The 26,329-nt window shown below is 58.4% G+C and carries 29 protein-coding genes and 1 pseudogene; 13 read left to right on the top strand and 17 right to left on the bottom strand.

The features are described from left to right. Nucleotides 1-113 precede the first annotated feature (113 nt). Genes metX through VGC62_RS10925 form a run of 6 tightly spaced genes read left to right on the top strand, consistent with a single transcriptional unit; the run spans nucleotide 114 to nucleotide 4,516 of the window. The gene (gene metX, locus VGC62_RS10950) at nucleotides 114-1,253 is read left to right on the top strand and encodes a homoserine O-succinyltransferase MetX (protein WP_331187097.1); all 1,140 of its coding nucleotides are present in this window, start codon (nucleotides 114-116) and stop codon (nucleotides 1,251-1,253) included. Between the two features lie 7 nt (nucleotides 1,254-1,260). Then, a complete protein-coding gene (metW, locus tag VGC62_RS10945; RefSeq protein ID WP_331187096.1) occupies nucleotides 1,261-1,881 on the top strand; it encodes a methionine biosynthesis protein MetW in 621 nt (206 codons plus the stop codon). A gap of 32 nt (nucleotides 1,882-1,913) precedes the next feature. After that, entirely contained in the window at nucleotides 1,914-2,366 is a 453-nt protein-coding gene (locus VGC62_RS10940) for a DUF4426 domain-containing protein (protein ID WP_331187095.1), read from the top strand. Next, on the top strand, nucleotides 2,363-2,959 hold the full coding sequence (gene rdgB, locus VGC62_RS10935) for an RdgB/HAM1 family non-canonical purine NTP pyrophosphatase (protein WP_331187094.1): 597 nt from the start codon (nucleotides 2,363-2,365) through the stop codon (nucleotides 2,957-2,959). The genes VGC62_RS10940 and rdgB overlap by 4 nt, the downstream gene beginning before the upstream one ends. After that, nucleotides 2,956-4,170 (top strand): radical SAM family heme chaperone HemW, encoded by a 1,215-nt coding sequence (gene hemW, locus VGC62_RS10930; protein WP_331187093.1) that lies wholly within the window; start codon nucleotides 2,956-2,958, stop codon nucleotides 4,168-4,170. The genes rdgB and hemW overlap by 4 nt, the downstream gene beginning before the upstream one ends. A gap of 22 nt (nucleotides 4,171-4,192) precedes the next feature. Beyond that, entirely contained in the window at nucleotides 4,193-4,516 is a 324-nt protein-coding gene (locus VGC62_RS10925) for a DUF3392 domain-containing protein (RefSeq protein WP_331187092.1), read from the top strand. Nucleotides 4,517-4,659: 143 nt separating this feature from the next. On the opposite strand, the gene VGC62_RS10920 is transcribed toward VGC62_RS10925, so the two are convergent. From VGC62_RS10920 to VGC62_RS10900, 5 genes are all read right to left on the bottom strand, one after another. Next, nucleotides 4,660-5,100, bottom strand: a complete 441-nt coding sequence (locus VGC62_RS10920) for a hypothetical protein (RefSeq protein WP_331187091.1) — start codon at nucleotides 5,098-5,100, stop codon at nucleotides 4,660-4,662. 437 nt (nucleotides 5,101-5,537) lie between these two features. Beyond that, nucleotides 5,538-6,251 (bottom strand): tRNA (guanosine(46)-N7)-methyltransferase TrmB, encoded by a 714-nt coding sequence (trmB, locus tag VGC62_RS10915; protein ID WP_331187099.1) that lies wholly within the window; start codon nucleotides 6,249-6,251, stop codon nucleotides 5,538-5,540. Nucleotides 6,252-6,309: 58 nt separating this feature from the next. After that, complete coding sequence (locus VGC62_RS10910; protein WP_331187090.1) at nucleotides 6,310-7,104, bottom strand: thiazole synthase; 795 nt, start codon at nucleotides 7,102-7,104, stop codon at nucleotides 6,310-6,312. 72 nt (nucleotides 7,105-7,176) lie between these two features. Continuing rightward, entirely contained in the window at nucleotides 7,177-7,377 is a 201-nt protein-coding gene (gene thiS / locus VGC62_RS10905; protein ID WP_331187089.1) for a sulfur carrier protein ThiS, read from the bottom strand. A 114-nt stretch (nucleotides 7,378-7,491) separates the two neighbouring features. Next, nucleotides 7,492-7,875: a DUF423 domain-containing protein gene (locus tag VGC62_RS10900; RefSeq protein WP_331187088.1), complete on the bottom strand. Its 384-nt coding sequence runs from the start codon at nucleotides 7,873-7,875 to the stop codon at nucleotides 7,492-7,494. 80 nt (nucleotides 7,876-7,955) lie between these two features. Between VGC62_RS10900 and mtgA the strand changes: the two genes are divergently transcribed. Next, nucleotides 7,956-8,666, top strand: coding sequence for a monofunctional biosynthetic peptidoglycan transglycosylase (gene mtgA / locus VGC62_RS10895; protein WP_331187087.1), 711 nt, complete (start codon nucleotides 7,956-7,958; stop codon nucleotides 8,664-8,666). A 357-nt stretch (nucleotides 8,667-9,023) separates the two neighbouring features. On the opposite strand, the gene rpoH is transcribed toward mtgA, so the two are convergent. From rpoH to ftsY, 4 genes are all read right to left on the bottom strand, one after another. After that, a complete protein-coding gene (rpoH, locus tag VGC62_RS10890; RefSeq protein ID WP_331187086.1) occupies nucleotides 9,024-9,878 on the bottom strand; it encodes an RNA polymerase sigma factor RpoH in 855 nt (284 codons plus the stop codon). Nucleotides 9,879-10,010: 132 nt separating this feature from the next. Next, nucleotides 10,011-11,036, bottom strand: coding sequence for a permease-like cell division protein FtsX (ftsX, locus tag VGC62_RS10885; protein WP_331187085.1), 1,026 nt, complete (start codon nucleotides 11,034-11,036; stop codon nucleotides 10,011-10,013). Continuing rightward, nucleotides 11,033-11,704: a cell division ATP-binding protein FtsE gene (gene ftsE, locus VGC62_RS10880; protein ID WP_331187084.1), complete on the bottom strand. Its 672-nt coding sequence runs from the start codon at nucleotides 11,702-11,704 to the stop codon at nucleotides 11,033-11,035. Before ftsE ends, ftsX begins: the two co-directional genes overlap by 4 nt. Next, the gene (ftsY, locus tag VGC62_RS10875; protein ID WP_331187083.1) at nucleotides 11,701-13,104 is read right to left on the bottom strand and encodes a signal recognition particle-docking protein FtsY; all 1,404 of its coding nucleotides are present in this window, start codon (nucleotides 13,102-13,104) and stop codon (nucleotides 11,701-11,703) included. The genes ftsE and ftsY overlap by 4 nt, the downstream gene beginning before the upstream one ends. Nucleotides 13,105-13,398: 294 nt before the next feature. Here ftsY and VGC62_RS10870 point away from each other — a divergent pair, with 294 nt between their 5' ends. The 6 genes from VGC62_RS10870 (at nucleotide 13,399) to VGC62_RS10845 (ending at nucleotide 19,505) form a co-directional block, all read left to right on the top strand. Then, complete coding sequence (locus VGC62_RS10870; RefSeq protein ID WP_331187082.1) at nucleotides 13,399-14,754, top strand: pitrilysin family protein; 1,356 nt, start codon at nucleotides 13,399-13,401, stop codon at nucleotides 14,752-14,754. Next, nucleotides 14,747-16,240, top strand: a complete 1,494-nt coding sequence (locus tag VGC62_RS10865) for a pitrilysin family protein (RefSeq protein WP_331187081.1) — start codon at nucleotides 14,747-14,749, stop codon at nucleotides 16,238-16,240. The genes VGC62_RS10870 and VGC62_RS10865 overlap by 8 nt, the downstream gene beginning before the upstream one ends. Further along, nucleotides 16,240-16,857, top strand: a complete 618-nt coding sequence (rsmD, locus tag VGC62_RS10860) for a 16S rRNA (guanine(966)-N(2))-methyltransferase RsmD (RefSeq protein ID WP_331187080.1) — start codon at nucleotides 16,240-16,242, stop codon at nucleotides 16,855-16,857. Before VGC62_RS10865 ends, rsmD begins: the two co-directional genes overlap by 1 nt. A 442-nt stretch (nucleotides 16,858-17,299) precedes the next feature. Beyond that, a complete protein-coding gene (locus VGC62_RS10855) occupies nucleotides 17,300-18,337 on the top strand; it encodes a hydrolase (protein WP_331187079.1) in 1,038 nt (345 codons plus the stop codon). A gap of 119 nt (nucleotides 18,338-18,456) precedes the next feature. Next, entirely contained in the window at nucleotides 18,457-19,185 is a 729-nt protein-coding gene (locus VGC62_RS10850) for an AzlC family ABC transporter permease (RefSeq protein ID WP_331187078.1), read from the top strand. After that, a complete protein-coding gene (locus VGC62_RS10845) occupies nucleotides 19,182-19,505 on the top strand; it encodes an AzlD domain-containing protein (RefSeq protein ID WP_331187077.1) in 324 nt (107 codons plus the stop codon). The genes VGC62_RS10850 and VGC62_RS10845 overlap by 4 nt, the downstream gene beginning before the upstream one ends. Before the next feature lie 52 nt (nucleotides 19,506-19,557). Here the strand turns inward: VGC62_RS10845 and VGC62_RS10840 are convergent, their stop codons facing one another. From VGC62_RS10840 to VGC62_RS10805, 8 genes and pseudogenes are all read right to left on the bottom strand, one after another. Beyond that, a complete protein-coding gene (locus VGC62_RS10840; RefSeq protein WP_331187076.1) occupies nucleotides 19,558-20,412 on the bottom strand; it encodes a sulfurtransferase in 855 nt (284 codons plus the stop codon). A 301-nt stretch (nucleotides 20,413-20,713) separates the two neighbouring features. Then, nucleotides 20,714-21,613 (bottom strand): transporter substrate-binding domain-containing protein, encoded by a 900-nt coding sequence (locus VGC62_RS10835; RefSeq protein WP_331187075.1) that lies wholly within the window; start codon nucleotides 21,611-21,613, stop codon nucleotides 20,714-20,716. Continuing rightward, nucleotides 21,610-22,386 carry an amino acid ABC transporter ATP-binding protein gene (locus VGC62_RS10830; RefSeq protein WP_331187074.1) on the bottom strand — a complete coding sequence of 259 codons (777 nt, stop codon included), beginning with the start codon at nucleotides 22,384-22,386 and terminating at the stop codon, nucleotides 21,610-21,612. The genes VGC62_RS10835 and VGC62_RS10830 overlap by 4 nt, the downstream gene beginning before the upstream one ends. Next, nucleotides 22,383-23,042 carry an amino acid ABC transporter permease gene (locus tag VGC62_RS10825; protein WP_331187073.1) on the bottom strand — a complete coding sequence of 220 codons (660 nt, stop codon included), beginning with the start codon at nucleotides 23,040-23,042 and terminating at the stop codon, nucleotides 22,383-22,385. The genes VGC62_RS10830 and VGC62_RS10825 overlap by 4 nt, the downstream gene beginning before the upstream one ends. After that, nucleotides 23,023-23,688: an amino acid ABC transporter permease gene (locus tag VGC62_RS10820; protein ID WP_331187098.1), complete on the bottom strand. Its 666-nt coding sequence runs from the start codon at nucleotides 23,686-23,688 to the stop codon at nucleotides 23,023-23,025. Before VGC62_RS10820 ends, VGC62_RS10825 begins: the two co-directional genes overlap by 20 nt. 217 nt (nucleotides 23,689-23,905) lie before the next feature. Then, nucleotides 23,906-24,925 carry an ABC transporter substrate-binding protein gene (locus VGC62_RS10815; RefSeq protein ID WP_331187072.1) on the bottom strand — a complete coding sequence of 340 codons (1,020 nt, stop codon included), beginning with the start codon at nucleotides 24,923-24,925 and terminating at the stop codon, nucleotides 23,906-23,908. Nucleotides 24,926-25,075: 150 nt separating this feature from the next. Next, nucleotides 25,076-25,942 (bottom strand): ABC transporter permease, encoded by an 867-nt coding sequence (locus VGC62_RS10810; RefSeq protein WP_331187071.1) that lies wholly within the window; start codon nucleotides 25,940-25,942, stop codon nucleotides 25,076-25,078. Nucleotides 25,943-26,068: 126 nt separating this feature from the next. Continuing rightward, nucleotides 26,069-26,329 (bottom strand): annotated as a pseudogene (locus VGC62_RS10805) (ABC transporter ATP-binding protein); the annotation flags it as partial.

The following is a 26,329-nucleotide window of genomic DNA, read 5'->3' as shown; positions in this document are numbered from 1 at the left end:
CACACCCTTGGGCATAGCCCAAAGCGAACTGTCAGCGCATTCAAATATTTACTTTGTTGCCGCTACCCCCCGCGATCTTTAGACTTACGCCTCATTTAACGAGAGCAGGGTCGATGTCCACGGTCTTTCCCGAAGATTCTGTCGGTCTAGTCACACAGCAAATAGCCCATTTCAGCGAACCCCTGGCCTTGGCCTGTGGCCGCTCACTGCCTGCCTACGACCTCATCTACGAAACCTATGGCCAGCTCAACGCGACGCGCAGCAACGCGGTACTGATCTGCCACGCCCTGTCGGGTCATCACCACGCAGCCGGTTATCACAGCGTCGACGAACGCAAGCCCGGCTGGTGGGACAGCTGCATAGGCCCCGGCAAGCCGATCGACACCAATCGCTTCTTCGTGGTCAGCCTGAACAACTTGGGCGGCTGTAATGGCTCCACAGGCCCCAGCAGCATCAACCCGGAAAGCGGCAAACCCTTCGGCGCCGACTTCCCGGTACTGACCGTGGAAGACTGGGTCCACAGTCAGGCGCGGCTGGCCGATTGCCTCGGCATCATCCAGTGGGCGGCTGTTGTTGGTGGCAGCCTGGGCGGGATGCAGGCGCTGCAATGGACCATCACCTACCCGGACCGCGTGCGTCATTGTCTGGCCATCGCCTCGGCCCCCAAGCTCTCGGCACAGAACATCGCCTTCAACGAAGTCGCACGCCAGGCGATCCTCACCGATCCCGAGTTTCATGGCGGCTCGTTCCAGGAATACGGCGTTATCCCCAAGCGCGGCCTGATGCTGGCACGCATGGTGGGCCACATCACCTACCTGTCCGATGACTCCATGGGCGAGAAATTCGGTCGCGGGCTCAAGAGCGAGAAGCTCAATTACGACTTTCACAGCGTCGAATTCCAGGTCGAAAGCTACCTGCGCTATCAAGGCGAAGAGTTCTCCGGCCGTTTCGACGCCAACACTTATTTGCTGATGACCAAGGCGCTGGACTATTTCGATCCGGCCGCCAACTTCAACGACAACCTGGCCGCGACGTTCGCCAAAGCCACCGCGAAGTTCTGCGTGATGTCGTTTACCACCGACTGGCGTTTCTCCCCGGCGCGTTCACGGGAACTGGTCGATGCGCTGATGGCTGCAAAGAAAGACGTCTGTTATCTGGAAATCGACGCACCACAAGGCCACGACGCCTTCCTGATTCCGATTCCGCGTTACTTGCAGGCCTTCTCCAGCTACATGAACCGAATTGAGATCTGAGGACACCATGAGAGCCGACCTGGACATCATCCAAGACTGGATACCTGCCGGCAGCCGGGTGCTCGACCTCGGTTGCGGCGATGGCGAATTACTGGCCTGGTTGCGGGACAACAAACAAGTCACCGGCTACGGTCTGGAAAACGACGCCGACAACATCGCTCGCTGCGTGGCGAAGGGCGTCAACGTCATCGAGCAGGATCTGGACAAAGGCCTGGGCAACTTTGCCAGCAACAGCTTCGATGTGGTGGTCATGACCCAGGCGCTGCAAGCGGTGCATTACCCGGACAAAATTCTCGACGAAATGCTCCGCGTCGGACGCCAATGCATCATCACCTTCCCTAACTTCGGTCACTGGCGCTGCCGCTGGTACTTGGCGAGCAAGGGCCGCATGCCTGTTTCGGAATTTTTGCCATACACCTGGTACAACACGCCGAACATTCACTTCTGCACCTTCGAAGACTTCGAAGCCCTGTGCCGTGAGCGTGAAGCAAAGGTCATTGATCGACTTGCGGTCGATCAGCAGCATCGGCATGGCTGGGCCAGCAAGCTATGGCCTAATCTGTTGGGTGAGATCGGTATCTATCGGGTGAGCAGTCCTGGCTTGCAGGACCACCAGATTGCAATCTGATCCGGCATAGCCCAATAACAAGGAGAATGATCATGCGCCGCCTGACCGCATTGCTTTGCACCCTCTTCGCGCTTGCGCTGTCTGCACCGACAATCGCCGCCGACAGCGCCAGCCCGCAACGCAAAGCGCAGTTTGGCGCCCTGACCGTTCACTACAACGCCTTTGCCTCAAGCATTTTGCAACCGTCCATCGCCCAAGAGGCGGGGGTGATTCGCAGCAAGAGCCAAGGCGTGCTCAACATTGCCGCGATCAAGGACGGCAAGACCGTCCCGGCCAACGTCACCGGCACAGTCAAAGACCTGACCGGCAGGACCAAGCTGCTGACCTTCAAGCAAAGCACTCTCGGTGGCTCGGTCAACTATCTGGCGGAGTTCGCGGTTGAGCCCGATACGTCCACACTGCTGACCTTTGATGTCAGCGTGAAGGTCGGCGATGAACAGGCTCACTCTTTGAGCTTCAACCAAGAAATCTACTCAGGCGAATGATGAAACTCACCCAGCTCGTACTGGCCAGCCACAACGCAGGCAAACTCAAAGAACTCCAGGCCATGCTTGGCGACAGCGTGCAACTGCACTCCATTGGCGAGTTTAGCGACGTGGAACCGGAAGAGACCGGCCTGTCATTCGTCGAAAACGCCATTCTCAAAGCGCGTAACGCAGCACGCATTTCTGGCCTGCCCGCGCTGGCCGACGATTCGGGCCTGGCGGTGGACTTTCTCGGCGGCGCACCGGGGATTTATTCCGCTCGCTACGCCGATGGCCAAGGCGATGCAGCCAACAACGCCAAGCTGCTGGACGCGCTGAAGGATGTGCCTGACGATCAACGTGGCGCGCAGTTCGTCTGCGTTCTGGCGCTGGTGCGACACGCCGACGACCCGCTGCCCATTCTCTGCGAAGGCCTGTGGCACGGGCGGATTCTGCGCGCGGCGCGTGGTGAATACGGCTTTGGCTATGACCCATTGTTCTGGGTGCCCGAGCATGACTGCTCAAGCGCTGAGCTGAGCCCTGCCAGGAAAAACCTGCTAAGCCACCGCGCCCGTGCCATGGCGATTCTGCGCCAGCGCCTGGGTTTGCAATGACACCCGATTCCACCGCACGGCCTCTGTTCCTCGGTAAAGCCGGCTTTTCGTCCAACACCCCACGGGCCGGGCTGCCACAACTGCCACCGTTGTCGCTGTACATCCATATTCCGTGGTGTGTGCGCAAATGCCCGTATTGCGATTTCAATTCCCACACCGCAAGCCCGGTGCTGCCTGAAGACGAGTATGTCGATGCGCTGCTGGCCGATCTGGATCAGGACCTGCACCATGTCTATGGCCGCGAGTTGACCTCGATCTTCTTCGGCGGTGGCACGCCCAGTCTATTCAGCGCCAATGCACTGGGTCGGCTGCTCAAGGGCGTGGAGCAGCGGATTGCCTTCGCGCCTGATATCGAAATAACCCTTGAGGCCAACCCAGGAACCTTCGAACAGGCCAAGTTCAGCGCCTATCGCGGGCTGGGCATCAATCGTTTGTCGATTGGTATCCAGAGTTTCCAGGAAGCCAAGCTCAAGGCGCTGGGGCGAATTCATAACGGTGACGAAGCTATTCGAGCCGCTGACATGGCGCGCCAGGCCGGCTTCGATAATTTCAACCTGGACTTGATGCATGGCCTGCCGGATCAGTCGCAGGACGATGCCTTGGGCGACTTGCGTCAGGCCATCGCGCTGGCGCCGACGCACCTGTCCTGGTATCAACTGACGCTGGAGCCGAACACCGTGTTCTGGAATCAGCCGCCGACGCTGCCCGAAGACGACATTCTTTGGGACATCCAGGAAGCGGGGCAGGTGTTACTCGCAGAAAATGGCTACGCACAATATGAAGTGTCGGCTTACGCTCAGCCGGGCAAACCTGCGCGGCATAACCTCAATTACTGGAGTTTTGGCGACTTCATCGGCATTGGCGCGGGCGCCCACGGCAAGTTAAGCCATCCTGACGGGCGCATCAATCGCACCTGGAAAACCCGTCTGCCGAAGGACTATCTCAATCCGGCCAAACCGTTTCAGGCAGGAGAAAAGACCCTGCTAGCCGATGAGATGCCCTTTGAGTTTTTGATGAATGCACTGCGTTTAACAAATGGCGTGGACGCTGCATTATTTCAACTGCGCACCGGTCTAAGCGTCGAATCGCTTGCCAGCGCTCGCCAGCAGGCTGAGCAACGGGGCTTGCTGGAAGCCGACCCAACGCGTCTGGTGGCCACCGCGCGCGGTCAACTGTTCCTCAATGACCTGCTGCAATACTTCCTCATTTAAGGCTTCGATCCAAGGACACTGCATGGACCTCATTCTCGACCTGCTCGCTACCGTCTCGCGCTGGAGCCGCAGCAACCTTTCTGAAATCGCACTGGCATTGGTGGGGTGTCTGCTGATCCTGTTCGGTGCCGACATCAAAGGCTGGATCGAAGGCCGCATCGGCGGTTTCGCTGGCGCATTGCGCATCCCGGTCATGGCGTTGCTCTGCACCATCGGCAGCGGCGCCGCATTGATTTATGCCACGCCCTGGGTCGTGCGCGGGCTGAGCCAGTTCAACAACTACAGCCTGGCGCCGGTGCTGTTGGTGGTGCTGGGGTTGATTGGGGTGGTTGCCGATCGCAAGTGATTTACAAACCTTGTGATAAACCTTCTTTGAAGATGGACTTAGCCTCGACGTTGGCCGCCGCAAATTGAGAACAAAAAAGGAGAAGCAGAGCTTCTCCTTTTTTACAGTTTGGCGCTTATGCACCAGACCGCATTGCCCACCTATCAGCGAATGCTTTGGATGGTGCCTTTGTTGCCAGTTACCTTGACGCCCACCTGTTTGAAGATGAAGTAGTCTTTGACGGTTACTTCATAACGCGGAGCCACGATCAGGTCGGAACCGGATGATTTGACGGCCTTGAAAGCTGCCGCGGCTTTTGTGCTGGAGATTGGGTCCGGCAACGGCAGGCCCATGCCGCCACCGCTTGCACCACCATACGAAACACCGTCGGCAAACTGGGTGTCGCCACCAATGTTCAGCCAGCCGAACAGTACGTTGGTGGACGACTCGCCTTGGATGACCTCGCCCACTTTTACATCGGCCTTAAGATCGGTCTTGACGTCACCCGACAGCGATGCCGCCGGCTGGCTCATGTTGTAGCTGACGCAGCCGCTAGTGGTCGCGATCAGTGTAAAGACAGCAGCCATTTGCCAGAACTTATTCATATGTAATCCCTTCTCGATTATCTGATATATGCAGCGGCGGGAATATAACGAGAAGGCCTAAGTACAGATGTCGGACGTTTCTGAAGGATCTGTAGCCTTTCTCGTCCGATCAAAGAAAGGCGAACTGCGTGCAGCCGGTAGGGCTGGTCTGTAGTTGCTGCATGACGCAGGTTTGGAGGGAAGCGGGCACTGCTGCAGCTGTCGGGCAGCTCCATGAGAGCCGTCTCGCCGCCAAGACGCCGCGCTGTCGCGCAGCAAACACGGGACCTGTTGGAGCTGCCGAAGGCTGCGAGGGTGTGCGCAGCGCGCCCAACTTATCGGGTGGCCCCCTGAAGGTCCTGTGGACCTTATCGCAGCCTTTGGCAGCGCCTACCGAAAGTCTCTTTTAGTCAGATGGTTATAGTGCGTTTGATGAAAGGCATAGTCGCTAGATCGGCTTACACCTGTTTCTCGAACTTTAAATCCCAAACCCCATGCCCGAGGCGTTCGCCGCGGCGTTCGAATTTGGTGATCGGCCGTTCCGCAGGTCGCGGGACGCATTTGCCGTCTTCAGCCAGGTTGCGATAGCCCGGCGCGACGTTCATTACTTCGAGCATGTACTCGGCGTAGGGCTCCCAGTCGGTGGCCATGTGCAGCACGCCGCCGGGTTTCAACTTGCTGCGCACCAGTTCGGCGAACTCAGCCTGAACGATGCGACGTTTGTGGTGACGCGATTTGTGCCATGGGTCCGGGAAGAACAGCATCAGGCGATCAAGGCTGTTATCGGCGATGCAGCGGTTGAGTACTTCGATAGCGTCGCAATCATAAACCCGCAGATTGGTCAGCCCCTGAGTCAGCACGCCATTGAGCAACGCACCCACACCCGGACGATGCACCTCAACGCCAATGAAGTCGTGTTCAGGCGCAGCAGCCGCCATTTCCAGCAACGAATGCCCCATGCCGAAGCCGATTTCCAGCGTACGCGGCGCCGAGCGACCAAACACCTGATCGAAATCGACCGGCGCATCGGCCAGCGGCAGAACGAACAACGGCTTGCCTTGATCCAGACCGCGTTGCTGGCCTTCAGTCATGCGACCGGCACGCATCACAAAGCTCTTGATGCGGCGATGTTGGCGTTCGTCGCCCGGCTCTTTGCCGTCTTCTTCGTTCATCACTTCTTCATCGTCGGGAAGTGGGTCAGGCGTTTGTGAGTCAATCATCAACAGGCTCTTACTTGATCAGGCCATCCAGCGGCGAGGATGCGCTGGCATAGAGTTTTTTCGGCATGCGGCCAGCGAGGTAGGCCATACGGCCTGCCAAAATGGCGTGTTTCATGGCTTCGGCCATCAGGATCGGTTGTTGTGCGTGGGCAATCGCCGAGTTCATCAGCACCGCTTCGCAGCCCAATTCCATCGCGATGGTGGCGTCGGATGCGGTGCCGACGCCTGCGTCAACAAGGACGGGCACTTTTGACTCTTCGAGGATGATCTGCAGGTTGTATGGGTTGCAGATCCCCAACCCAGTACCGATCAGGCCGGCCAACGGCATGACAGCGCAGCAACCTATTTCGGCCAATTGGCGAGCGATGATCGGGTCGTCACTGGTGTAAACCATTACGTCGAAGCCATCCTTGACCAGCGTTTCAGCGGCCTTGAGGGTTTCGATGACGTTAGGGAATAAAGTCTTCTGGTCAGCCAGCACTTCCAGCTTGACCAGGTTGTGGCCATCGAGCAGCTCACGGGCCAGGCGACAGGTGCGTACCGCTTCGATGGCGTCGTAGCAACCTGCGGTGTTCGGCAGGATGGTGTAACGGTCTGGCGGCAGGATATCGAGCAGGTTCGGCTCGCCAGGGTTCTGCCCCAGGTTGGTCCGGCGTACAGCCACGGTCACAATCTCGGCGCCCGAGGCTTCGATGGCCAGGCGGGTTTGTTCCATGTCCTTGTACTTGCCGGTGCCAACCAACAGGCGCGACTGGAAAGTCCGACCGGCCACTGTAAAGGGCTTGTCGCTACGAACGTTGCTCATTGGAAATCCTCTTGGTGGTTGAGGTTCTTGCCATTCTTTGAAATCGATAGAGGGCGACCCAATGGTCCGGGACTAACCGCCCCCGATTGCATGCACCACTTCAACCTGATCGCCATCGCGCAGGGCTGTGGACGCATGCTGGCTGCGCGGGACGATATCCAGATTGAGTTCGACCGCGATTCGCCGACCTGTCAGCTCCAGCCGGGCCAGCAACGCCGAGACGGTTTCACCGTCAGGCAGTTCGTAGGGTTCACCGTTCAACTGAATGTGCATGCGAATTGGCAGCCATCATTTTAGGGGGCGAGCATTCTAGCCCGATCAGCCGGGATGACCAAGGCAAAGCCATGCCACTGGTCTCAAGCTGGACTGGCCAGTCAACTTGATCAATCAGGGCGCTTCAACACCCAGACGCCAGGCGGTCCAGCCCAGGATCGCCCAACCGATCAGGAAGCAAAGGCCACCAATCGGCGTAATGATGCCCAGTTTGCTGGTGCCGGTCAGGGTCAGCAAATACAGGCTGCCGGAAAACAGGATGATGCCCAAGGTGAAGGCAATACCTGCGTAAGTCACCAGCCGCCCCTGAATTTGCATCGCCAGCAGCGCTACGCCAAAGATCGCCAGCGCGTGAATCAATTGATAGAGCACACCGGTATGGAAGATCGCAATGTATTCCGCGCTCAGCCGTGTTTTCAGGCCATGAGCAGCGAATGCACCAAGCGCGACACCCGTGAAGCCGAAGAAGGCCGCCAACATCAGAAAGGTTCGAAACATGCATGACTCCAGTCAAAAATCGTTCAATGACGCGTGGTCTGTATAATGGCCCGCTCCACGGGTTCGGCCAAGCCATCTCTATGCTGCGTTTCCTCCTTCGTCGTATCGCCAAGGGCCTGCTCTGGTTCGCTGCGGCCAGTGTCGTGCTGGTTTTGGTTCTGCGTTGGGTGCCACCGCCGTTCACCGCGCTGATGGTTGAACGCAAGATTGAATCATGGTTCGACGGGCAACCTATTGATCTACAGCGTGACTGGCAGCCATGGGAAAAAATCTCCGACGATCTAAAAGTCGCGGTCATTGCCGGCGAAGACCAAAAATTCGCCGAGCATTGGGGTTTCGATATTGATGCCATACAGGCCGCATTGATTCATAACGAACGGGGCGGCTCGATTCGCGGCGCCAGCACGCTGAGCCAGCAGGTGTCGAAAAACCTGTTTCTGTGGTCGGGGCGCAGCTATTTGCGCAAGGGGCTGGAAGCCTGGTTTACCGGTTTGATCGAGATACTGTGGTCTAAACAACGAATTCTTGAGGTGTACCTCAATAGCGTGGAGTGGGATGAGGGCGTGTTCGGCGCCCAGGCAGCGGCGCAACATCATTTCCATGTCAATGCCAGCCAGTTGTCGGCGCAGCAGGCCAGTTACCTGGCAGCCGTGCTGCCCAACCCACGAGAATGGAGCGCCAGCCGCCCAAGCAGCTATGTGTCGCGTCGCGCAGGCTGGATTCGCCAGCAGATGCGGCAATTGGGTGGGGATGACTACCTGGTGGGGTTAAATCACAGTCGCCGCTGGTGAACCTGCACGCGCGCACTCATCAAGCACAACTTAACTATCTGAATACATAGACTTTCTGTAGGAGCAGGGCTAATCCCGCGACCGGCGGGGAACCCGTCGTAAAACCTGCGCACTCGGTGTGACAGGCCGCCGGGTTTACTGCCGCTGCGCGCCAGGTCGCGGGACAAGCCACGCTGATCACCCGCCACATGATCCGGCCACTCTTTTCAGCAAAAAACACCTGCTGAAAGCTTGAGTATCGACAGGTTGGTGCAGCGTCTGGGCGACCGGGGATCTCCTGCCGGAAGCGGCGGCTACCCACACAAAAACGCCCTGATCGAGTCAGATCAGGGCGTTTGTATTTGTAGCTATCACCGCTTAGGCAGCAATCGATACCTTGAGCTTGTTCATCGCGCTCTTCTCAAGCTGGCGAATACGCTCGGCCGAGACGTTGTACTTCTCTGCCAGGTCGTGCAGCGTGGCCTTTTCTTCGGCCAACCAGCGTTGATAGAGAATGTCACGACTGCGATCATCGAGAACGTTCAATGCTTCGTGCAGGTTCGCGGTGGAGCTGTCAGTCCAGTCGGAATCTTCCAACTGACGCGCTGGATCGTAGCGATGATCTTCCAGATAGTTGGCTGGCGACTGGAAAGCACTGTCATCGTCCGCTTCAGCTGCCGGGTCGAACGCCATGTCGTGGCCGGTCAAGCGGCTTTCCATCTCGCGCACTTCACGCGGCTCTACGCCAAGGCTTTCGGCCACGCGATGCACTTCTTCGTTGTTCAGCCACGCCAGACGCTTCTTCTGGCTGCGCAGGTTGAAGAACAGCTTGCGTTGGGCTTTGGTGGTCGCGACTTTCACGATGCGCCAGTTGCGCAGGATGAACTCGTGAATCTCAGCCTTGATCCAATGCACGGCAAAAGACACCAGACGAACACCCATTTCTGGGTTGAAACGCTTCACGGCCTTCATCAGGCCGACGTTACCTTCCTGGATCAGGTCTGCCTGAGGCAAGCCGTAACCGGAATAACTGCGTGCTATATGCACCACAAAACGCAGGTGGGCGAGCACCATCTGCCGAGCCGCCCCAAGATCCTGCTCATAATAGAGACTCTCGGCCAGTTCACGCTCCTGCTCAGGCGTCAGCAGCGGAATGCTGTTAACCGTATGCACATAGGCTTCCAGGTTCGCACCCGGGACCAACGCATAAGCAGGTTGCAAAGAAGTGGTCATACGAAAAAACCTCCGACTCACGTATTCGTGCAGTTCAGCACTGCGAAGTTGACCGGGAACCACAAAACAAGTTCCCTTGGCTGAAAAGTCAATAGAAGAAACAAAATATACAGCTGAATACTGAACGATAACTTAACGAGGTGCCAGCTCGCGCAAATGGCGAGCTACTGCAATCCACGCACCGATATACCCCAACAACACCGCCCCAAGCAATAGGGACAGACCATCAGCCGCAGGCACACCGGCCAGCGAGAAGTTGCTGCCGTAAAGTCCGGCCAGCCGGACCACGGCCTCATTCAACCAGTTCAGGCCAAACGCCAACACGCCCCAGGACAGGAACCCCGCCCCTATGCCATAAAGCGCGCCCATATAAAGAAACGGCCTACGCACATAGCTGTCAGTACCGCCTACCAGCTTAATGACCTCAATCTCGGTACGACGGTTCTCAATGTGCAGACGAATGGTATTACCAATGACCAACAACAACGCCAGCACCAGTACCACGCTCAGACCGAACACAAAGCGGTCACCCAGCTTGAGAATTGCCGCCAGCCGCTCAACCCAGACCAAATCCAGTTGGGCCTGCTGAACCTTAGGCAATTCAGCCAGACGGGTACGTAACGCCTCTAGCGCCGGTTTGTCAACTTCATCTGGCGTCACGACCACTACGCCCGGCAAAGGATTTTCTGGCAACTCCTTCAACGCCTCGCCAAGACCAGACTGTTGCTGAAACTCGTTCAGCGCCTGATCACGGCTGATGTACTGCGCTTCGGCGACGCCAGGCATGGCTTTGATCTGCTCAACCAGCGCATCGCCCTCGGACGGCGAAGCATCCAGTTGCAAATAAAGCGAGATTTGCGCCGCGCGCTGCCAGGACCCACCAAGTCGCTCAACGTTGCTGAGCAGCAGTGACAATCCCATTGGCAAACTTAAGGCAATCGCCATCACCAGGCAGGTAAAAAAGCTGCCAATCGGTTGTTTGCCCAAACGACGCAAACTGTCGACCAGACTCGAACGGTGCGCTTCGATCCAGGCATGAAACAGGGTGCCGAAATCAGGGCCGTCATCGTCGTTACGCTTCTTTTTCTTCTGCGGATCGGGTTCGCCAGCTTTGGGCGCGACACGCTCCGATACCTTGGGGCTGCGTGTCGCACTCATACGCCAGCCTCCCCATCGCCGATCAGTCGACCGCGTTGCAGGGTCAGCATGCGGTGGCGCATACGTGCAATCAGCGCCAAATCGTGACTGGCGATCAACACGCTGGTGCCCAAACGGTTGATGTCTTCGAACACCCCCATGATCTCCGCAGCCAGGCGTGGGTCGAGGTTACCCGTCGGCTCGTCCGCCAGGAGCAAGGCTGGCCGATGAACAATGGCGCGGGCAATGCCGACGCGCTGCTGCTGACCAGTGGACAAATCGCCTGGGTACAGCTCGGACTTATCCGACAGCGCCACACGCTCCAGCGCCGAATCGACGCGCTTGGTGATTTCAGCCTTCGACAAACCGAGAATCTGCAGCGGCAAGGCAATGTTATTGAAGACGGTGCGATCAAACAGCAATTGGTGATTCTGGAAGACCACTCCGATCTGCCGACGCAGAAACGGAATCTGGGCATTGCTGATCTGCCCGAGGTCCTGGCCGGCCAACAGCAATTTGCCGGAGGTTGGACGCTCCATCGCGAGCAGCAGGCGCAGCAACGTACTCTTGCCAGCACCGGAGTGACCGGTGACGAACAAGAATTCACCACGACGCACCCGAAAGCTCAGCTCATGCAAGCCGACATGCCCATTCGGATAACGCTTGGCAACCTGTTCGAAACGAATCATGTGTGCTCCCGCTCCGCGAACAAGGCTTGAACAAAGGCTTCAGCCTCGAAAGTACGCAAATCGTCTATACCTTCGCCGACGCCGATATAGCGAATGGGCAGACCGAACTGTTTCGCCAGGGCGAAGATCACGCCGCCTTTGGCCGTGCCGTCGAGCTTGGTCAGCGCCAGACCTGTCAGGTTGACGGTTTGATTGAACTGCCTGGCTTGATTGATGGCGTTCTGACCGGTACCGGCGTCCAGCACCAGCAGCACTTCATGCGGCGCGTCGGCGTCAAGTTTGCCAATGACCCGGCGAACCTTTTTCAGCTCTTCCATCAGGTTGTCTTTGGTGTGCAGGCGACCAGCGGTGTCAGCGATCAGCACATCGATACCACGCGCCTTGGCGGCCTGCACCGCATCAAAAATCACCGACGCCGAGTCGGCGCCGGTGTGCTGGGCGATCACCGGTATGTTGTTGCGCTCGCCCCATACTTGCAGTTGCTCCACCGCTGCCGCGCGGAACGTGTCGCCGGCAGCCAGCATGACTTTCTTACCCTCAAGTTGCAGCTTCTTCGCCAGCTTGCCGATGGTGGTGGTCTTACCCGCGCCATTGACGCCGACCACCAGAATCACGAACGGCTTGTGCTCGCTTTTGATGATCAGCGGCGCTTCGACGGGCTTGAGCATCGCGGTCAGTTCGACCTGCAAGGACGCGTACAACGCGTCACTGTCGGTGAGCTGCTTGCGCGCAACCTTCTGGGTGAGGTTCTGGACGATTAACGAAGTCGCCTCGACACCGACATCTGCCGTCAGCAACCGAGTTTCCAGCTCATCGAGCATGTCGTCATCGATGGCCTTTTTGCCAAGAAACAGGCTGGCCATGCCTTCGCCAAGGCTGGCGCTGGTTTTCGACAGGCCCTGCTTGAGACGTGCAAAGAAACCAGGCTGTTTGGATTGGGCAGGCGGGCTGGCCAATGCAGGCAGCGGCTCGACGACAGCGGGCGCAGTAACAGGTAAAGGCGTCGCCGGCACTGATGGTGCAACAACATCCGGCTGAACATGCGACGCGGTGTGAGCCGGAATTTCTGGCGTTACATGCGGCTCACCCTCATCGGTCAACGCGACGGGCTCTTCAGCGACCGGCAATTTCAGCCACGGCTGGGCGCTCGGGCGCTCAGCAATCGGCGCAGGCTCAACCGGAGTAACGCGTTCAAGAGCAGGCTCGCTCGCAATTGCGCGGGCAATCTGTGGCTCAGAAGCGACCGGCGTCTGTTCGACAACGGGTTCGGGCGCTGCTGTGGATAAGTCTTTTGGCTGATCGGCGACGGTTTCCTGCGGCTTTTTGCGCAGCCATCCGAACAGGCCTTTCTTCTCGCCAGCCGGGGCTGGGGTCTTTTTGTCGTCGTTGGAACCAAACATGGAGGACGGCTATCTCAAGGTAGCGACGCGCCAGAGCGGCGCCTCTGAAAAATTCTGTCAATGCGAAACAGACTGCTTTTATGTCCGCTTGTTCATCTGGCTGAGCCTGGATCGGGTTGCAAATCGCTTCGCAGCCTTCGGCAGCTCCTACAGGGGATCTACATTCTGGCAGGAGCTTATCCGAAAACTCCTACATCTTAGTCGTAGTCGGCAAGCAAACCGGCCGCTATCCTAACACCCCCGCGCCCGCCAGCGCTAAGTTCACGCTGGTCGCTTCGAAGGTTCGAATTACGAATGAATGCTCTTGCCCGCTGCGCCGCAGGCCTGCTGCTCAGCACGATATGCCTGCCCCTGGCAGCCTTGGCTGCCGACCCGCAACCCACTCACGAATTCACCCTGGATAACGGCCTTAAAGTCGTCGTCCGCGAAGACCATCGCGCCCCGGTGGTCGTCTCCCAGATCTGGTACAAGGTTGGCTCCAGCTACGAGACGCCAGGCCAGACCGGCTTGTCCCACGCGCTTGAACACATGATGTTCAAAGGCAGCTCCAAAGCAGGTTCCGGCGAAGCTTCGCTGATCCTGCGTGATTTGGGCGCTGAAGAGAACGCCTTCACCAGCGATGACTACACCGCTTATTACCAGGTGTTGGCGCGAGATCGCCTGAGCGTAGCGTTTGAACTGGAAGCTGACCGCATGGCAAGCCTGCGTCTGCCGTCAGATGAATTCAGCCGCGAAATCGAAGTCATCAAAGAAGAGCGCCGTCTGCGCACCGATGACAAACCCAATGCCAAAGCCTATGAGCGCTTCCAGGCCATGGCCTACCCCGCCAGCGGTTACCACACGCCAACCATCGGCTGGATGGCCGATCTGGACCGCATGAAGGTCGAAGAGCTGCGCCACTGGTATCAAGCCTGGTACGTGCCGAACAACGCCACGCTCGTTGTGGTCGGCGATGTGAACCCCGACGAAGTGAAGGCGCTGGCCGAACGCTTCTTCGGTCCGATTCCGCGTCGCGAGGTGCCACCCGCTAAAAAACCACTGGAGCTGGCTGAGCCCGGCGAACGCCAGATCACTGTCCATGTGGCCACGCAAATGCCGAGCCTGATGTATGGTTTCAACGTGCCGAGCCTGTCGACCGCTGAAGATCCCCGCATGGTCAACGCACTGCGCTTGATCTCGGCCCTGCTCGACGGCGGCTACAGTGCGCGTATCTCGGCACGTCTTGAGCGCGGCGAAGAACTGGTCAGTAGTGCTTCGTCCGATTACGACGCCTTCAGTCGGGGCGACAGCCTGTTCATGATCAGCGCTACGCCGAACGCGCAGAAGAAGAAAACCCTCGCCGATGTTGAAGCAGGTATCTGGCGTCTGCTCAACGAACTGAAAACCAAACCGCCGTCAAAAGAAGAGCTCGAACGCGTTCGCGCTCAGGTCATCGCGGGCCTGGTCTTCGAGCGGGACTCGATCACCAGTCAGGCGACGACCATCGGCCAACTGGAAACCGTCGGCCTGTCGTGGACGTTGATCGACCAAGAGCTGGCTGCGCTGCAAAGCGTGACACCTGAAGACATTCAGAAAGCTGCGCGCACGTACTTCACCCGCGAACGTCTTGCGATTGCGCATGTGTTGCCTGAGGAGAAAGCCCATGAGTAAGCGCAATGCGTCAATCAATGCGCGACCACGGGCCACTGCCCTGCTGATCGCCATGGCTTTGGGCTTGTTCGGTGCGACCTCAGCCTTGGCCGATACCGCGCCAGCCCCTGCGTCGACGGCAAAACCAGCCAATACTCTTGAATCGCTGAAAGAACTCGACGGCAAAGCGCCCACTCGACGCGATATGCACATTCAGAGCTGGCAGACCGCCGAAGGCGCCAAGGTTATGTTCGTCCAGGCGCATGAGCTGCCGATGTTCGACCTGCGACTGATCTTCGCGGCGGGCAGCAGTCAGGACCAAAAAACCCCAGGCATCGCGCTGATTACCAACGCTATGCTCAACGAAGGCGTCAAAGGTAAGGACGTCAGTGCCATCGCCGAAGGCTTTGAGGGCTTGGGCGCTGACTTCGGCAATGGCTCCTATCGCGACATGGCCGTGGTTTCGCTCCGCAGCCTGAGTGCAGCCGACAAGCGCGAGCCCGCATTGAAGCTGTTCTGCGAAGTGGCGGGTAAACCGACGTTCCCTGCCGACTCGCTCGCACGGATCAAAAACCAGATGCTCGCCAGCTTCGAATACCAAAAGCAGAATCCGGGCAAGCTGGCCGGTGACGAACTGTTCAAGCGGCTGTATGGCGATCATCCCTATGCCCACCCCAGTGATGGCACTGCCAAGAGCATCACGCCGATCACCGTCGCTCAGTTGAAAGCGTTCCACGCCAAAGCCTATGCGGCAGGTAATACAGTGATCGCGCTGGTGGGTGATTTGTCGCGCAGCGAGGCTGAAACAATTGCCGCGCAGGTTTCGTCGTCGCTGCCAAAAGGGCCGGCGCTGCCGAAGATCCCACAGCCAGCCAAGCCCGCAGCCATCGAAACCCACATCGAATTCCCGTCCAAACAGACTCACCTGATGCTGGCCGAGCTGGGGATCGACCGCGCAGACCCGGATTACGCAGCGCTGTCGCTGGGTAACTCGGTGTTAGGCGGTGGCGGTTTTGGCAGTCGTTTGATGACCGAAGTACGGGAAAAACGCGGCCTGTCATATGGCGTATCATCCGATTTCACGCCGATGCAAGCACAAGGCCCGTTCATGATCGGCCTGCAAACCCGTGCCGAGCTGAGCGAGAACACGCTGAAGCTGGTCCAGGACATCGTCCGCGACTACCTTGCCAGTGGCCCCACTCAGAAAGAACTCGACGACGCCAAGCGCGAGCTGTCCGGCAGCTTTCCGTTGTCGACGGCCAGCAATTCGGCAATCGTTGGTCAACTGGGCGCCATCGGCTTTTATGATCTGCCATTGAGCTACCTTGAAGACTTCATGCTGCAGTCGCAAAGCGTAACGGTCGAGCAGGTCAAGGCCGCAATGAACAAACACCTCGACGTGGACAAGCTGGTCATTGTGACGGCCGGTCCGACCGTGCCGCAGAAGCCATTGCCGGCGCCCACTGATAAGCCTGCCGAGATACCTCTCGGCGTCCCGGAGCACTAATGCCTAGTTCGAAGCCGCCCAGCATCCATAAAGGGCACAAAATCCACACAGGTCTCGGCCATTTGCGGATTATCGGCGGGCAATGGCGCAGTCGTCGCTTGAGTTTCCCGGACGGCCCTGGCCTGCGTCCAACGCCAGACCGAGTTCGGGAAACCCTGTTCAACTGGCTGGCGCCCTATATTGAGGGCGCTCGCGTCCTCGATCCATTCGTGGGCAGCGGTGCGTTGTATCTGGAAGCGTTGTCGCGCGGTGCAAGTATGGGTCTGGCACTGGACAGCAACTCTGCCGCCATTTCCAGCCTGCGCGAGCACTTGGGCACGCTGCATTGTACAGTCGGCAAAACGGCCAAGGATGATGCGCTGCGCTATCTGGAAACCCAGCCAGCCGAGCCATTTGACGTGATCTTCCTCGATCCGCCATTCCACCAGAACTTGCTGGTCCCGGCCTGTACGCTGCTGGAAGAGCGCAACTGGCTGGCCGACGACGCGTGGATCTACACTGAGAGCGAAATCGCCCCGTCAACGCTGGGTTTGCCTGGCAACTGGCGTCTGCATCGCGAGAAGAAAGCCGGACAGGTGCATTACGCGCTGTGGGAAAGAAGCGTCATCGCAAGCTGACGCCCCATCTGTAGATACGCGGTTCCCGGTTAAGCTTTGTGGCGGTTGATTAGGTGTAGATACTCTGTTCGCGGTCAAGCTCTCAGCAGGTGTTTTTCGCTGAGAAAGCCTGGCCGTATCAAAAGGGCCTGTAAGAGCGCGGCTTGTCCCGCGATCTGGCCCGCAGCGGCAGTAAACCCGGCGCACGCGGTCTGCCTGTCACACCGTATGCGCAAGTTTTACGACGGGTTCCCCGCCGGTCGCGCGACAAGCCACGCTCCTACGAGCCATCATCGCGTTATGGGGGCAGGGCCAGAATGCATTGTGGAGCGAACGTGTTCGCGAGGCGGTGGATCAGGCGCACCGCGTTGCTCGCCTCGCCAACACGTTGGCTCCTACAGACGCAGTTCAGACAGGGTTTGATCTGCGGTTGTATATCCGAGAGACACCACCGGAGTTGCCCGTGCCAAGCTCATGCGCTACATCCTTCAAACCCGCCACCGGCCTGGGCAACCCTCATCTGCAAACCTTGTGGGGGCCGCTGTGGCGCAAGACCGTTCACCTTGAGCGCAAACGTGAGCGGATGTGGCTGGACGACGGCGACTTTCTCGACATGGACTGGCACGGCCCTCACGAAGCCAATGCTCCGTTGGTATTGGTGCTGCACGGGCTGACTGGCTCCTCCAATTCGCCGTATGTCGCCGGACTGCAACAGGCCATGGCGAAACAAGGGTGGGCCAGCGTCGCGCTGAACTGGCGCGGCTGTTCTGGCGAACCCAACTTGCTGCCACGCAGTTATCACTCCGGCGCCAGCGAAGACCTCGCGGCGGTCATTGCGCATTTGCGGGCCGTCCGCCCGCTGGCGCCACTGTATGCCGTGGGGTATTCACTGGGTGGCAACATTTTGCTCAAGCATCTGGGTGAGTCAGGCCTCAACAGCCATTTGCAGGGCGCAGTCGCGGTATCGGTGCCATTTAGGCTAGACGAATGCGCAGATCGAATCGGCCAAGGGTTTTCCAGGGTCTATCAGCGGCACTTCATGCGCGAGATGGTTGGCTATATCAAGGATAAACAACGGCGCTTTCAGCATGAGGGGCTCAGTGACGGGCTGGCAGAACTCGCCGCGCTGGGCTCGCTGGAAAACATGCGCACATTCTGGGACTTCGATGGCCGGGTGACCGCACCGTTGAATGGCTTCGCTGACGCTCACGACTATTACCGGCGCGCTTCCAGTCGTTACTTTCTGGGCGAAATACGCACGCCGACGCTGCTGATTCAGTCGCTGGACGATCCGTTCGTGTTCCCCCACAGCTTGCCCGAACTGTCGGAGCTATCCGCCAGCACTGAGTTGGACCTGCAAACACGGGGCGGCCATGTTGGCTTCGTCGACGGTTCGATCAGACACCCCACCTATTACCTCGAACGACGCATTCCGGCGTGGTTGCTGGATGTGCATAGAGGCGCAGAACCAAATCAGCACGCTGCCCACGCTAAGTGTTGAGCGAGGCTTGCCCGCAAATAGCAGACCAAACGATATCGATTGCCGACCTGAGGCTTCGCGGGCAAGCCTCGCCCCAACGCCCATTACTGCCTAGAATGCGCGGCATAAGGAGAACCATAATGTCCCGCAATCAGTTTTTCGCTCGCGGCCTTCGCGACAGCGTGCCCATGCTGGTCGGCATCGCGCCGTTTGGCATCATCTTTGGAACCCTGGCTGGCGTATCCGGGCTGTCGCTATGGCAAGCCGTCGGTATGTCGCTGTTCGTTTATGCAGGCTCGGCGCAATTCATCGTCATCAGTCTGATGGGCGCCAGCGCAAGCGCCGTGGTGATCCTGCTGACGACCTTGATCGTCAACCTGCGCCATGTGCTGTACAGCGCGACGTTGCAGCCACAAGTTCATGGATTGCCGCAGCGCTGGCGATTGCTGTTGGCGTTCTGGCTGACCGACGAAACCTTCGCTGTGGTGCAGCGTTTTTATCGGGTGCATGGCCGCACGCCACTGGCGCATTGGTATTGGCTTGGCGTGACCAGCGCGTTATATGCCGGCTGGGTGAGTAGTTCGCTGCTAGGCGTGCTGTTCGGGCAGGCAGTGCCAGACATGGCGAGTTGGGGCTTGGAGTTCGCAATGTTGGCGACCTTCATTGGCATCGTCGTGCCGCTGTTGCGCAATCAACCACAGATCGCCGCAGCACTGGCCGCAGGCGCCGTCGCACTGATGACGTACTCGCTGCCCTATAAGCTCGGTTTGATGGCGGCGGCCTTCAGCGGGATTGCCGTAGGCGTGGTGCTGGAACGCTGGAGAGCACCGAAACCCGAAGACGCGTCGGGCAAGGAGCTGCATTCATGAGCTATTGGTGGCTGATTCTGGGGATGACCGCGATCACTTTTTTGATGCGCTACAGCCTGTTCGCCTGGCCGAACCTGCGTTTCCCGCCAGTGGTACGCCAAGGCCTGCATTACGTGCCAACGGCGGTACTGACAGCCATCGTGGTGCCGGGAATGCTAATCCCGGATGGTGAACATTGGCAGTTGGCGCTGGATAATGCGTATTTGCTGGCAGGCATTGCAGCGATTGCCATCGCCGCCTTTAGTCGCCATTTGCTGGCCACGATTGGCGGTGGGTTGTTGGTGTTCTTTTTACTGCGCTGGGGCATGGGGCAGATTTGAGGTCTGCCACGTGCCGATGAAAATCGCTCCTGACTGCGCGACTGAACGGGGTTTAATCCCCCGTCGCCACTTCGCGCTTGGGATCGGTAATCCATTCACTCCACGACCCGGCATACAGCCTGCCCAGCGGATAGCCTGCCAGACACAACGCAAACAGGTTGTGGCAGGCCGTCACGCCGGAGCCGCAATAGGCGACCAGATTGTCTGGTGAACGACCCGCGAGCTTCTCGGCAAAACGCTGCTTGAGCTGCTCTGCCGGCAGAAAACGTCCATCGGGCCCCAGGTTGTCAGTGAACGCCGCACATTGCGCACCCGGAATGTGCCCGGCGACCGGGTCAATCGGCTCGATCTCCCCCCGGAAACGCGCAGGCGCACGTGCGTCAATCAAAGTCATGTCAGCCCGACCAAGACGTGCCTGTAATGCTTGGGCCGTCAGCACGAGTGAGTCGTCCGGCTTACCAGTAAAGAAGCCCTGCTTTTGCGGTGCAGGATCCAGGCTCAGCGGTAAGCCCGCTGCATGCCAGGCTTTCAGGCCACCATCGAGGATGAATACGCCATCGCGCTTGCCAAGCCATGCCAGCAACCACCACGCACGGGCGGCATAGGCGCCAGGGCCGTCGTCATACAGCACGATATCGCTGTCGTTATTGACGCCCCAGGCTTGCAAACGCTCAATCAACGTCTGAGGGTTCGGTAATGGGTGGCGCCCCGTCACGCCCTTTTTGATCGGACCACTGAGGTCATTGAGCAAGTCTGCGTAGGACGAGCCTTCGATATGCCCTTCAGCGTAGCTGCGCTGTCCGTAATCCAGGTCTTCGAGGGAGGAACGACAATCGAGAATCACCAACCCGGGCTGTTGTTGGCGTTCGGCCAGTTGTTGCGGGCTGATCAGTTGCGCGATGGGCATGACGGGCTCCTGCAGGCAATAAAAAGGGGATCATTTAGATGTAACGGAATATTCCCGATCTTAACGCAAGCATCAGCTCGCCGGTGATTCACTTGAGCCAGGGTTTTCCAACGCTCGGGCGCCTTGTGCAGGCATGCTGCCCAGTTGTAAGTGGGCAGGCGATGGTCAGCGCGGCATAGCAATCGCGACGCCGTTTCAACTCCGGGTGATTACGCCTCACGGCGTCCAGGGCGCTGGAGAAACTCTTCACGCCCTGAGACTGTCCTTCAACTGGCCGTGGCAGCCCGTAGGCCGCCGAAGCTCAACCCTGCCACTTGCCGCCTTCGACGATCACGTCTTCAGGCTTGGTGTCCTCGCTCAGCTCTTTGCGCACGTATTGGTCGTACAGCTTGAGCAGGAATTTGTCCTGACCCAGCTTGGCCAGTTCGGTGTTCACCCAGTCACGCAGTTCGATGTTGCCCTTTTTTACGGCAGGGGCAATTGGCGCTTCGCCACCCAACTTCTCAGGCAAGACGCGGTAGCCTGGGTTTTGCTTGGACCAGCTGAACAGCACCAGGTTGTCCTGCGCATAGGCATCGCCACGGCCATTGGCCAGCGCTTGCAGGGATTCTGAGTTTTTCTCGAACTTCAGCAGTTTCCAGTCCGGATGATTTTTGGTCAGCCACACATCGGCGGTGGTGCCGGTGGTGACGATGGTGGTCTTGTCGGCCAGGTCATCGAGTTTCTGCACTGCACTGCCTTGAGGCACCAAGGCCTGCACGGCAACTTTCAGGTTCGGGTTGGTGAACTCCACCGCCTCCTTGCGCTCCGGCGTAACGGTCATGTTGGCCAGGATCAGGTCGACTTTGTCGCTTTGCAAGAACGGAATACGGCTGGCGGGCTCGACCGCGACGAACTCGATCTTGTTCTCGTCGCCCAGCAGGTCTTTGGCAAATTGGCGGCCGATGTCGGTGTCGAAACCGACATAGCGGCCCTTCTCGTCGACAAAACCGAACGGCGGCTTGTCGGTGAAGACGCCGACGATGAGCTTGTCCCGGGCCTTGATCTTGTCCAGGTAGCTCGCCGCAGGTGCGGCATTGGTTGTGGCTGTCGCAGCGGGCTTGGCCGGGGTGTCGCCGTTACCGCAGCCGGCCAGCAAACCGAAGCCTATCAGCGGTAAGAGCAATAACGATTTAGCAGTTTTGAACGAGGCAGTGTTCATGACAATTCCTTGAGTCTGGTTTTCTTGGGCATGGTTTCTACGTAGGAGAACTTCTCCAGAAACTGCTGCGCCCGTGCGCTCGCCGGGTTGCTGAAGAACGACTCCGGGGTGTTGTGTTCAAGGATGCTTCCGGCCTCCATGAACACGACTCGGTCGGCCACCGCGCGGGCGAAGGCCATTTCGTGGGTGACGATCAACATGGTCATGCCGCCGCGCGCGAGGTCGAGAATGACCTCCAGCACTTCCTTGACCATCTCAGGATCAAGGGCCGCGGTCACTTCGTCGAACAGCATGACTTTGGGGTTCATGCACAGCGAGCGAATGATCGCGATGCGCTGCTGCTGTCCACCGGACAGTTGCCGCGGATAGGCGTCGCGTTTGTCCGCAAGACCGACCCGCGCCAACAAGGCCTCGGCCTGCGCCAGTGCTTCAGAGCGTTGACGCTTCTGCACTTTCAGCGGGCCGAGCAGGATGTTTTCCAGCACCGTCATGTGCCCAAACAGGTGATAGCTCTGGAACACCATACCGACGTGTTGACGCACCTGGCGCCAGTCGGTTTTCTTGTCCAGCAGCTCGCGCCCATCAAAACGCAGGTGCCCGCTGTGGGCCACTTCCAGGCCATTCAAGCAGCGCAACAAGGTGCTTTTGCCGCAGCCGCTCGGGCCGAGGATGACGATCACTTCGCCGGATTCGACGCTCAGGCTCACGTCCTTGAGCACCTGATTGGTGCCGAAGTATTTGTTGAAATCCTTGAACTCGATCAATGCGCTCATGCTTGTGTCCAGCGCCGCTCCAGCGCGCGCGAGGCGGCCGAGAGCGGGTAGCAGATGAAGAAGAAAAACAGAAACAGCGCGCCGTAGATCAGCACTGATTCATAAGTGCGCTCGATGATTTGCTGACCGACCTTGATCACGTCCACTACGCCGATCAGCACCGCCAGCGAACTGGTTTTGATGATCCGCGTGTAGATGTTGATGGTCGGTGGCGTCATGCGCTTCAACGCTTGAGGCAGCAGGACGAAACCAAAAAGTTGCGCATTGGACAGACCAATCGACAGCCCCGCTTCGCGCTGCCCGCGTGGCAATGACAACAACCCGCCGCGCACTACTTCACCCACCTCGCTAGAGCCCCACAACGACAGCACCAGCACGGCACACCAGAAACTGGGAATGCTCAGACCAAAGAAGATCGGCAACCCGAAAAACAGCAGGTAGAGCCAGACCAGCACCGGAATCGCACGAAACAGCTCCAGGTAGGTTCGCAGCAGCAGGTTCAGCCAGCTCACATTCAAGGTGCGCAGCACGCCGTACAACACGCCACCGGCGGTGCTGAAAAGGATGCTCAGAAACGAGATCGACAGCGTTTGTGCAGCGCCGTTGGCCAGTTGCGGCAACGACACCCACAACAAATCAAGACCCGAACTGGCCATGTTGCAGCCTCCTTTCCAAACGGCCGAGCAGTAACGACAGCGGCAAAAACAACAGCACGCAGATCAGCGTCAACACGGTGAGCATTTCGTAGGTTTTGTAATACAGCGCGATGTAACTCTTGGTGGTGTAGAGAATTTCCGGCACGGCCACGGCGGAGACAACGGTGGTCTCCTTGAGCAGGAAGATGAAATTGGCGAACAGCGCGGGCAGGCTGAGAATTCCGGCTTGCGGGAGAATCACGTAGCGCAGCAATTGCCAGTTCGACAAGCCGATGGAGCGACCCGACTCTAATTGCGCCTGCGGCACCGCATCCACGCCGGCACGCAATACCTCGGTCAGGTATGCGCCGCCAAGAAAAGTCATGGTGATGATCGCCGCGGCGAAACCGGACACCTTCACACCCATCGTCGGCAAGGCGAAATAGATAAAGAACAGCTGAATCAGCAACGGCGTGTTGCGTGCCAGCTCAACGTAAAGCGCCACCAATCGATGCAGGACCGGCGTGCGAAACACCAGAATCGTCGCGTTGATCAGCGCCACCAGCAGCGATGTGCCGATGGCAATCAAACCAACCTGCAGCGTCACGCCGATCGCCTTGAGAAACGTCGGCAGGGTGCTGAGGATGAAGGCGTAATCGAGGGTCATTGCATTGGCCGGGGCAGATGAAAAACGAATGGGGTTGATCGGGAGGGTGCGGCAGGAGCCAACGTGTTGGCGAGATGGCGTTAGGGGATGAACCTGATACGCCGCTTCGCGAACCCGTTCGCTCCTGCACAGGCTGTACAGAAATTGCACCGTGCCCATGACGCTGGGCATCATATCGACTGCCTCACGCGGAGTTGGGCATGGTCAGCTCTTCAGATCAGCTCCCGTTGCCGCCATGCGCTTCTTCAAAAAAGTAATCCTTCCAACTTTCGGCTTTGTTTTTCAGCACGCCCAGCTCCTGAAGTTTCTGCGCGTAGATGAAGGTACGTTGCGGCACCACGGTGAAGTCGATTTCCGGATCGGATACGATCTTCTCAACAAACGGCAACGGCAGTTTCGACTTCTCTACATCGATGTAGGTCTTGGCGGCGGCGGGTTTGTCAGCCTTGATGATCTTCTCGGCTTCGGCCAGTGCGTCGTAGAACGCTTTGTAGGTTTTCGGGTTTTCGTCGTGGAATTTCTGCGTGGTGTAAAGCACGTTGAACGTCGCCTGGCCGCCCAGGATGTCGTAGGAACTGAGCACCTTATGGACTTTAGGGTTTTCCAGCTCTTGGTATTGGAACGGCGGGCTGGAGAAGTGCGCGTTGATTTCCGAGCCGCCAGCGAGCAGCGCCCCGGTAGCATCCGGGTGCGGAATGCTTACTGAAATATTGTCGAATTTCTTGAACTCAGCATCGCCAAACAGTTTGGCGGTTTCGATCTGCAACGTGCGCGACTGGAAGCCCACACCCGCCGCAGGCACAGCGATACGGTCCTTGTCGCTGAAGTCTTTCAGGGTTTTGACGTTGGGGTTATTGGTCAGCAGGTAGTTGGGCATCGAGCCGAGGGAGGCGATGGCCTTGACGTTCTGCTTGCCTTTGGTGCGATCCCAGATGGTCAGCATTGGCGGCACACCCGCTGACACCACGTCCAGCGCGCCCGCCAGCAGCGCTTCGTTCATCGCGGTGGCACCGGAGATGCTGTTCCAGTCGACTTTGATGTCGAGTCCTTCAGCCTTGCCGTGTTTTTCAATCAGTTTTTGCTGCTGTACCACGTCGAGAATCAAATAACCGATACCGAACTGCTGGGCGATGCTGATTTTGCCTTCGGCATGCGCGCCGCTGCTCAGTAATGCGCCGGTAAGACCTAACGCTGCAGCCAGTGTTGTAAGCGTTGGACGTTTGAATGAAGAGACCATGAGATCCTCGCGACACACATATTTAATTGGAATTGGCAGAGAGCCCGACGGCCGCTGCATATAGCTTACTGTTACCAAACTGCCGACTATAAATACGCTTTTGGAATAACGATAGCGTGTAAAAAACCACCCGCTTCAACTCGCCACCCCTCAGCGCTGCATGCCCCAGCGCTTCACAGTCAATCGCTCGATATTTGCAAACAGCAGGTTTTCCACCAACAGCCCGATCAATATGACGGCCACCAGCCCCGCAAATACCTTGTCGGTATAAAGCTCATTGCGGTTCTGATAGATGTACCAGCCCAGGCCGCCTTTGCCGGACGATGCGCCAAACACCAATTCGGCGGCGATCAAGGTGCGCCAGGCGAACGCCCAGCCGATTTTCAAACCGGCCAGAATCGATGGCAGCGCGGCAGGAATCAGGATGTACCAAACGAACCGCAGCCCTTTGAGCCCATAGTTACGACCGGCCATGCGCTGGGTTTCCGAGACGCCAAGAAACCCCGCATACGTGTTGAGCGCCAGCGCCCACAACACCGAATGCACCAGCACAAAGACCAGGCTGTTTTCGCCAAGGCCAAACCACAGCAGCGACAGCGGCAGCAGCGCGATGGCGGGCAGCGGATTGAACATTGCCGTCAGCGTGCCGAGCAGGTCACGACCCAGTTGAGTCGAAACCGCCAGCGTGGTCAGGGCGAACGCCAGCACGATACCGATCAGATAGCCCTTGATCAGCACCTTCAGGGAGATCCAGATCTTGACCAGCAGTTCGCCACTGGCAATGCCATCGATGAATGCATGGGCGGTTTGCATAAAACTGGGCAACAACAAGTCGTTGCCTTGAATGCGCGCGGCAATTTCCCAGATCACCGCAAGGGCAATCAGGATCACACTTTTGCGTACCCAGCTCTGTTGCCAGATGCGCTGAGCGAGGGGGATGTCACGGGCCAGGTCTTCCTGAGTGAAAGGCTCCAGCGCGACTTCGTATTCCTCGCGGATTGGGGGGGAAAGGCTCATGGGGAATTCTCTATGTTGAAGCCAACACTGAACCGGTAGGAGCCAACGTGTTGGCGAGCGGCGTAACGCGGAGCGTCAGGTCTATCGCCTCGCCAACACGTGGGCTCCTACAGACTGAGCGTGTATTTAGTAAGCGATCCGAATGTCCTGGAACCGCAGTTCCCGCTCGACCACAGGCTCATCGCCCTCGTCGAACAACAGCCGATGAATACGCTGCGCGGTGGCCTGGAAATCAACGCCGCCGAGGCTTTTCAGGTCGTACTGATGACTGTTGATTTCGGCACGCACACGCCCCGGATGCGGCGACAGCAGCAGAATCCGGTTGCCCACCACCAGCGCCTCTTCAATGGAGTGAGTGACGAACAGCAACGTAAAACGCACCTCGTC

Origin of the sequence: Pseudomonas sp. (assembly GCF_036404235.1) — a bacterium.
Classification (GTDB): Bacteria; Pseudomonadota; Gammaproteobacteria; order Pseudomonadales; family Pseudomonadaceae; genus Aquipseudomonas.
Note: the sequence above shows the minus strand (reverse complement) of the source record. Positions and strands in the feature narration are given on the sequence as shown.

Coding starts and splice junctions, on each gene's coding strand:
- VGC62_RS10845 (WP_331187077.1), top strand. CDS start 19,182: ATGAGCTATTGGTGGCTGATTCTGGGGATGACCGCGATCACTTTTTTG.
- VGC62_RS10865 (WP_331187081.1), top strand. CDS start 14,747: ATGAGTAAGCGCAATGCGTCAATCAATGCGCGACCACGGGCCACTGCC.
- VGC62_RS10835 (WP_331187075.1), bottom strand. CDS start 21,613: ATGAACACTGCCTCGTTCAAAACTGCTAAATCGTTATTGCTCTTACCG.
- VGC62_RS10825 (WP_331187073.1), bottom strand. CDS start 23,042: ATGGCCAGTTCGGGTCTTGATTTGTTGTGGGTGTCGTTGCCGCAACTG.
- VGC62_RS10810 (WP_331187071.1), bottom strand. CDS start 25,942: ATGAGCCTTTCCCCCCCAATCCGCGAGGAATACGAAGTCGCGCTGGAG.
- rpoH (WP_331187086.1), bottom strand. CDS start 9,878: ATGACCACTTCTTTGCAACCTGCTTATGCGTTGGTCCCGGGTGCGAAC.
- rsmD (WP_331187080.1), top strand. CDS start 16,240: ATGCCTAGTTCGAAGCCGCCCAGCATCCATAAAGGGCACAAAATCCAC.
- metW (WP_331187096.1), top strand. CDS start 1,261: ATGAGAGCCGACCTGGACATCATCCAAGACTGGATACCTGCCGGCAGC.
- VGC62_RS10910 (WP_331187090.1), bottom strand. CDS start 7,104: ATGAGCAACGTTCGTAGCGACAAGCCCTTTACAGTGGCCGGTCGGACT.
- metX (WP_331187097.1), top strand. CDS start 114: ATGTCCACGGTCTTTCCCGAAGATTCTGTCGGTCTAGTCACACAGCAA.
- VGC62_RS10830 (WP_331187074.1), bottom strand. CDS start 22,386: ATGAGCGCATTGATCGAGTTCAAGGATTTCAACAAATACTTCGGCACC.
- ftsX (WP_331187085.1), bottom strand. CDS start 11,036: ATGAGTGCGACACGCAGCCCCAAGGTATCGGAGCGTGTCGCGCCCAAA.
- VGC62_RS10870 (WP_331187082.1), top strand. CDS start 13,399: ATGAATGCTCTTGCCCGCTGCGCCGCAGGCCTGCTGCTCAGCACGATA.
- ftsY (WP_331187083.1), bottom strand. CDS start 13,104: ATGTTTGGTTCCAACGACGACAAAAAGACCCCAGCCCCGGCTGGCGAG.
- VGC62_RS10840 (WP_331187076.1), bottom strand. CDS start 20,412: ATGCCCATCGCGCAACTGATCAGCCCGCAACAACTGGCCGAACGCCAA.
- VGC62_RS10815 (WP_331187072.1), bottom strand. CDS start 24,925: ATGGTCTCTTCATTCAAACGTCCAACGCTTACAACACTGGCTGCAGCG.
- VGC62_RS10925 (WP_331187092.1), top strand. CDS start 4,193: ATGGACCTCATTCTCGACCTGCTCGCTACCGTCTCGCGCTGGAGCCGC.
- VGC62_RS10940 (WP_331187095.1), top strand. CDS start 1,914: ATGCGCCGCCTGACCGCATTGCTTTGCACCCTCTTCGCGCTTGCGCTG.
- VGC62_RS10920 (WP_331187091.1), bottom strand. CDS start 5,100: ATGAATAAGTTCTGGCAAATGGCTGCTGTCTTTACACTGATCGCGACC.
- hemW (WP_331187093.1), top strand. CDS start 2,956: ATGACACCCGATTCCACCGCACGGCCTCTGTTCCTCGGTAAAGCCGGC.
- trmB (WP_331187099.1), bottom strand. CDS start 6,251: ATGAACGAAGAAGACGGCAAAGAGCCGGGCGACGAACGCCAACATCGC.
- VGC62_RS10820 (WP_331187098.1), bottom strand. CDS start 23,688: ATGACCCTCGATTACGCCTTCATCCTCAGCACCCTGCCGACGTTTCTC.
- rdgB (WP_331187094.1), top strand. CDS start 2,363: ATGATGAAACTCACCCAGCTCGTACTGGCCAGCCACAACGCAGGCAAA.
- mtgA (WP_331187087.1), top strand. CDS start 7,956: ATGCTGCGTTTCCTCCTTCGTCGTATCGCCAAGGGCCTGCTCTGGTTC.
- VGC62_RS10850 (WP_331187078.1), top strand. CDS start 18,457: ATGTCCCGCAATCAGTTTTTCGCTCGCGGCCTTCGCGACAGCGTGCCC.
- VGC62_RS10900 (WP_331187088.1), bottom strand. CDS start 7,875: ATGTTTCGAACCTTTCTGATGTTGGCGGCCTTCTTCGGCTTCACGGGT.
- thiS (WP_331187089.1), bottom strand. CDS start 7,377: ATGCACATTCAGTTGAACGGTGAACCCTACGAACTGCCTGACGGTGAA.
- ftsE (WP_331187084.1), bottom strand. CDS start 11,704: ATGATTCGTTTCGAACAGGTTGCCAAGCGTTATCCGAATGGGCATGTC.